We start from the raw sequence: 315 nt of genomic DNA, 5'->3' as shown, positions 1-315 counted from the left end.
CCTGAGATCTGTGCACTTACGTCATCAGAAACGTTCATTTGGCGCTTGAACTGCTTTGAGCTGTTCGCGTGGCTGAAGTCAATCATCACCTTCTGTGGAAGACCTGAAGCTTCTAGCTCTTCTTTAATCTTACCAACGTGCTCTGCACTGTAGTTTGGCTCTTTACCACCGCGTAGGATGATATGACAATCAGGGTTACCTGCGGTTTCAACGATCGCTGAGTGACCGTATTTAGTTACCGACAAGAAGTGGTGCGAAGCACTTGCAGAGCGAATTGCATCTGTTGCGATCTTGATGTTGCCATCCGTACCATTC

Annotated in this window: 1 pseudogene; it reads right to left on the bottom strand. The window is 47.6% G+C overall.

Going from position 1 to position 315, the window contains the following annotated elements:
* Positions 1-315, bottom strand: a pseudogene (locus tag AB4496_RS22760) (3-deoxy-7-phosphoheptulonate synthase); the annotation flags it as partial.

The sequence above is a fragment of the Vibrio sp. 10N.222.46.A1 genome, from assembly GCF_041473595.1.
Classification (GTDB): Bacteria; Pseudomonadota; Gammaproteobacteria; order Enterobacterales; family Vibrionaceae; genus Vibrio; species Vibrio tasmaniensis_A.
Note: the sequence above shows the minus strand (reverse complement) of the source record. Positions and strands in the feature narration are given on the sequence as shown.